The 5,731-nt window shown below is 44.1% G+C and carries 6 protein-coding genes; all 6 read right to left on the bottom strand.

What is annotated here, in order from left to right; translation table 11 throughout:
- Window positions 1-143 precede the first annotated feature (143 nt).
- The 6 genes from R7Q38_RS22640 to zapE all read right to left on the bottom strand — a co-directional run bounded on the left by R7Q38_RS22640 (window position 144) and on the right by zapE (window position 5,618).
- Window positions 144-881 (bottom strand): cytochrome c1, encoded by a 738-nt coding sequence (locus R7Q38_RS22640; protein WP_005372881.1) that lies wholly within the window; start codon window positions 879-881, stop codon window positions 144-146.
- Window positions 878-2,143 (bottom strand): cytochrome b, encoded by a 1,266-nt coding sequence (locus tag R7Q38_RS22635; protein ID WP_005372880.1) that lies wholly within the window; start codon window positions 2,141-2,143, stop codon window positions 878-880. Before R7Q38_RS22635 ends, R7Q38_RS22640 begins: the two co-directional genes overlap by 4 nt.
- Complete coding sequence (petA, locus tag R7Q38_RS22630; RefSeq protein ID WP_005372877.1) at window positions 2,143-2,733, bottom strand: ubiquinol-cytochrome c reductase iron-sulfur subunit; 591 nt, start codon at window positions 2,731-2,733, stop codon at window positions 2,143-2,145. The genes R7Q38_RS22635 and petA overlap by 1 nt, the downstream gene beginning before the upstream one ends.
- Window positions 2,734-3,426: 693 nt before the next feature.
- Window positions 3,427-3,819 carry a 30S ribosomal protein S9 gene (rpsI, locus tag R7Q38_RS22625; protein ID WP_005372876.1) on the bottom strand — a complete coding sequence of 131 codons (393 nt, stop codon included), beginning with the start codon at window positions 3,817-3,819 and terminating at the stop codon, window positions 3,427-3,429.
- Between the two features lie 15 nt (window positions 3,820-3,834).
- Window positions 3,835-4,263 (bottom strand): 50S ribosomal protein L13, encoded by a 429-nt coding sequence (rplM, locus tag R7Q38_RS22620; protein WP_005372872.1) that lies wholly within the window; start codon window positions 4,261-4,263, stop codon window positions 3,835-3,837.
- A 251-nt stretch (window positions 4,264-4,514) separates the two neighbouring features.
- Window positions 4,515-5,618 (bottom strand): cell division protein ZapE, encoded by a 1,104-nt coding sequence (zapE, locus tag R7Q38_RS22615; protein ID WP_137281704.1) that lies wholly within the window; start codon window positions 5,616-5,618, stop codon window positions 4,515-4,517.
- Between the last annotated feature and the right edge of the window lie 113 nt (window positions 5,619-5,731).

Raw genomic sequence — 5,731 nt, 5'->3', positions numbered from 1 at the left:
TGAGTAGTTTTACAGGCAAAGCCGAAACGGATGATAACCACCTACTGAAGTAGGTGGTTTAGGGCTGAAAATAAAAACAATGGAGGCTAAGCCTCCATTGTACATCAATTAAAATTGGGAATTAGCACGGTATTTTAGCACAATTAATGCACATCGCGCCAATACTCTTTCTTGAGCATCACAACAACGATGGTTAGAAGCACTAAGAAGCCCATTACCCACCAGCCTAAAGCATGACGCTCAAGCTGCACTGGGTCACCTGAATAAACTAAGAAGTTAACGAGATCGCCAACCGCTTTGTCATATTCGCCTTCACTCAGCTCACCCGTGCCATCGGTTTCAGTACCAACAACAACTTGTACTTCTTCGCCATCTACGATTTTCGTATCGTAAATCGGCGTCGGGATGCCCTGTAGCTCTTCAAGTACATGCGGCATACCAACACTCGGGAATACGATGTTGTTCACGCCGAATGGACGAGATGGATCAACATAGAAAGAGCGTAAGTAAGTGTATAACCAATCAGCACCACGAACTCGTGCAACCAACGTAAGATCTGGTGGTGGAGCACCAAACCAGTTTGCCGCTTGCTTCGGTGGCATAGCATTGACCATTAGATCACCGATTTTCGCTTCAGGATTGAAAATCAGGTTTTCTTTCATTAAGTCTGTTGGAATTTCCAAGTCTGTTGCTACACGCTCGTAACGCTGGTATTGCGTAGAGTGACAAGCAAAACAGTAGTTCATGAACAACTTCGCGCCGTTTTGTAGCGAAGCTTTATCCGTAAGGTCAACATTCGCTTTATCCAGCGGAACATTGGCCCCAGCTGCCATCGCTAGTGATGGCAACATAGCAAATAGAATTACAATCCACTTCTTCATTTGAATGTCACCCTCTCTGGTAATGGTTTGGTTGCTTCATTTTTGCTGTAGAAGAACAGCAACACAAAGAACATGAAGTAACACAAGCTAAAGATCTGAGATAGTAGTGTGTACGTTGGTGTCGCAGGTAACGCACCTAAAATACCCAGAGCGATAAAGGCGATAGTGAACTGTACAATATTCAATAGATGAAGTTTGCTACGGTAACGGTATGAACGAACTTTACAACGATCCAACCAAGGTAGAACAAACAGCACTGCAATTGACGCGCCCATTAGGATAACACCTAATAGTTTGTCTGGAACCGCACGTAAGATTGCGTAGAACGGCGTGAAGTACCATACCGGAGCAATATGCTCTGGTGTCTTCAGTGGGTTTGCAGCTTCAAAGTTAGGCGGCTCAAGGAAGTACCCACCCATCTCTGGGTTAAAGAACAGCACGTAACAGAAGAAGAACAAGAAACCAGCGACACCGACCAAGTCCTTAACCGTGCCGTACGGATGGAAAGGAATCGAATCAATGATGTCATATTTCTTCGTGTAGTAATCGTGGAACTTGAATTGCGTTTTGTAATCGTCGCCCATTGAGCCTTTTGGCAGCTTAGTTTCGATACCATCCGGGTTGTTTGAGCCTACTTCGTGCAGCGCCAATACATGCAGAACAACAAGAAGAAGCAAAACAATAGGCAGGGCAATAACGTGTAGTGCGAAGAAACGGTTTAGCGTTGCACCAGAGATGATGTAGTCACCACGAATCCAAAGCGTTAGGTCATCACCGATAACAGGAATAGCGCCAAACAGGGAAATGATTACCTGCGCACCCCAGTATGACATCTGACCCCATGGAAGTAGGTAACCCATGAACGCTTCAGCCATGAGAACAAGGAAGATCAACATACCGAAGATCCACAATAGTTCACGAGGTTTTTGGTATGAACCGTAGATCAAACCACGGAACATGTGAAGATACACAACAACGAAAAACGCTGACGCGCCAGTGGAATGCATGTAACGCAGAAGCCAACCGTACTCTACATCACGCATAATGTATTCGATAGACGCAAATGCACCGTCACCTGAAGGAACATAGTTCATCGTTAGCCAAATACCCGTTAGGATTTGGTTAACAAGAACCAGCATCGCCAGAGAACCGAAAAGGTACCAAAAGTTGAAGTTCTTAGGCATTGGGTATTCAGACAAATGCTTTTTATAAGCATTCATTGCAGGAATACGCTTTTCAACCCAATCTAACATTGCTTGCATTATGCATCTCCCTCATCAACACCCACAATGAGCTTGGTATCGCTCAAATACATGTGCTTAGGAACGACAAGGTTCAACGGAGCAGGTACTCCTTGGAACACTCGACCAGCCATGTCGAACTTAGAACCATGACAAGGACAGAAGAAGCCAGATCTTACGCCCTGCACCTGCTCTGAGAAAGAGTCAGGTAGATAGGTTGGTGAACAACCTAAGTGGGTACAGAAACCAACTGCGACGAAAAACTCTTCCTTAATCGAACGAAACTCATTCTGAGCGTACTCAGGCTGCTGCTCCATTTCAGATTGTGGATCGCGAAGCTTATCACCGATCGATTTTAAGTTATCCAGAACGCTTTGAGTGCGGCGAACAATCCATACAGGTTTTCCCTGCCACTCAACACGAACCAGCTGACCTGGTTCAATTTTACTTATATCCACTTCCACCGGTGCGCCCGCCGCTTTGGCTTTAGCACTCGGATTCCATGATTTGATAAAAGGCACGGCGACGGCGACTGCCCCTAACCCACCAACAACTGCCGTTGTAGCGGTTAGAAAACGCCTGCGACCGTTATTTAAAGGCGCGTTGCTCATCCAAACATTCTCCCATTTGCTCCCTTTGGATCGTTATTATTCCGCTTATAAGAGCATGGCTAACAAATAATGAATTTAGTTCTATTTATTGGAGGGAAATGATAAAGAAAACCCTACTTTTTGACAAGATAAAGCTACCTTTTTGTAACATTTGTGAGGCAAATCGCTCGCGTCGTCACAAAAGCGGCAGAATTATAAAAAATTGATGTGATTTGTAACAAGAAAGCACCACATAGAAGCCCCGCTGAAAGCTGATAAAACCTTTTATCTTGGTAGTTTTCAGTTAATTACACAGAGAAATATTTCGTATTACGCGTTCAGCTTACTGTGTTTATATTTTCAATTTTGTAGCACGCAGAATGCTCAAAAAGGAACGTAAGTCATTTTAAAACATGTTACAGGAAGAATAAGATACAAAGACATTCCTGCTGATGAATACATCTATGCTGCATCGCAAGAGAAAGCGTGGTGAGTCGCGATTAAATAAGGCACACATATAAAACGGCACTGACAACCTTTCGACGAAGAGGACGAATAAGAAGGCCTGCTCGGAGTGTGATGATAAGTGAAGGCTGTTCGTTGCTTGAAGACAAGTATGATGTCTTTAAATACAAAAAAGCCCGGCATAGAGCCGAGCTTTTGGTACACAGTTTCCAGAGTAACTCTGAAAGCATAATTCCCGATAAGAGGAAATTAACGCTTAGAGAACTGTGGACGACGACGTGCTTTACGTAGACCAACTTTCTTACGTTCAACGCAACGAGCGTCACGAGTAACGTAGCCAGCTGCGCGTAGAGCAGGACGTAGAGACTCATCGTATTCCATAAGCGCGCGAGTGATACCGTGACGGATAGCACCAGCTTGACCAGAAATACCGCCGCCTTTAACTGTTACGTAAAGGTCTAGCTTTTCAGTTAGTTCAACTAGCTCTAGAGGTTGTTGTACAACCATACGTGCTGTTGGACGACCGAAGTATTCGTCAAGGTTACGCTTGTTTACTACAATGTTACCGCTGCCTGGTTTAATGAAAACACGTGCAGCTGAGCTTTTGCGACGGCCAGTGCCGTAGTATTGATTCTCTGCCATTTTCGAAATCCCCAATTAGATGTCTAGTACTTGTGGTTGTTGAGCAACATGGTTGTGCTCAGCGCCCGCGTAAACTTTTAGCTTACGGTACATAGCACGGCCTAGAGGACCACGTGGAAGCATGCCTTTAACTGCAAGCTCAAGAGCCATCTCAGGTTTACGATCGATCAACTTTTCAAAAGTGATAGATTTTAGACCACCTGGGAATTCAGAGTGACGGTAGTACACTTTGTTCTTAGCTTTGTTACCAGTTACAGCAACTTTCTCAGCGTTGATAACGATGATGTAATCACCAGTGTCAACGTGAGGAGTGTATTCAGCTTTATGTTTGCCACGTAGGCGAGATGCAATTTCACTTGCTAGACGGCCAAGAGTTTTACCTTCAGCGTCTACAACGTACCAGTCGCGTTTTACAGTTTCTGGTTTAGCAACGAAAGTTTTCATGCTAACAATAACCCGTTAATTAAATTTTAAACTTTAAAGGAACACCCAATAGTGCTCCCACACTGTCTAAGAGCCCAGTCATCACCCCTTCGAGTCGTTGGTACTCTCGACCTTCAATTTCGAAATAACTTCGATAATCAGGTCTGCAGTAACGGTGGGTCGCAGGATTATAGAGAAGAGCGAAGAAAAAATCACCTTTTTTTGCGCCAAATCACTAATTTTTTCTTCACTTTTTTAAGAACCCATTGGATCTAGGCCAAATGTTCACGCGCGAGATACTCATGACTTTGCATCTCAGTAAGCCGAGACAAACAGCGCTTAAATTCGAACTCTAACTGCCCGTCAGCATATAAATCGGCCATTGGCACTTCAGCAGAAATAATCAACTTAACATTGCGCTCGTAAAACTCATCGACCAGCGCGATAAAGCGTCTCGCCGCATCATCTATTTTTCGGTTCATTTGTTGAACATCTGCCAGTAATACCGTGTGGTAAATACGAGACAATTCAATGTAGTCATTTTGACTGCGAGCAGTTTGACACAACTGAGCAAACGACGCATGCAGCACCCCATCGCTTGCTTCAATCACCGCTAGTTGACGGTGGTTAACTTCGATTTGATGAGCAACAAACTGACGCTCTCCAGTCAGCTGCTGATAATATTTGTTAAGGTTTATGCTAGCCTGCTCATCAAGCGGGTAATGGTATATTTCAGCCTGTTCTAACGTTCTTAAGCGATAATCAACGCCACTATCGACATTCAACACTTCACAACGTGCCAAAATCATATCGATCGCGGGCAAAAAGCGCGCTCTTTGCAAACCGTTACGATATAAGTTCTGCGGCTCAATGTTTGAAGTCGCGACTAGGATCATCTGCCGCTTGAACATTTCTTGAAGTAGCGTTGCAAGGATCATCGCATCAGTAATGTCGGAAACAAAAAATTCATCAAAGCAAACCACATCGGCTTCTTCTTTAAATTTATCCGCCACTTTTGATAGCGGATTTTCGACATCACCTAACAGCTTCAACTCATCATGTACTCGATACATAAATCGATGGAAGTGGACGCGCATTTTTCTTTGGGTCGGTAAAGCATCAAAAAATGCATCCATAAGGTAGGTTTTACCGCGACCTACCCCACCCCAAAAGTAAAGACCTTTTGGTGGTTCAGGCTTGTCGATTTTTTTCCCCATTAGCTTTTGCCATTTGGAAAGCTGAGGAACAGGCGCTGACTGAAATTCAACGATAGCATGGTAAAGCTTGTCTAATGCAACGACCGCTTGATACTGAGCTTCATCACGCTGAAACCCGTGTTCTGCTATGTCTTTTTGATATTGTTGTAGTGGTGTCATCGTATTAAGTCGTATAGAGGTATAGAGAAAAGGGTTACCTCGGGGTCAACTTTGAGAATAGAGAGAAGTAGTTATCAGTCCCCGAAGACATACTGCTATTTTTCTTTATCGGC

It is taken from the genome of Vibrio sp. Vb0598 (assembly GCF_033338935.1).
In the GTDB taxonomy this organism is placed as follows: domain Bacteria; phylum Pseudomonadota; class Gammaproteobacteria; order Enterobacterales; family Vibrionaceae; genus Vibrio; species Vibrio alginolyticus.
Note: the sequence above shows the minus strand (reverse complement) of the source record. Positions and strands in the feature narration are given on the sequence as shown.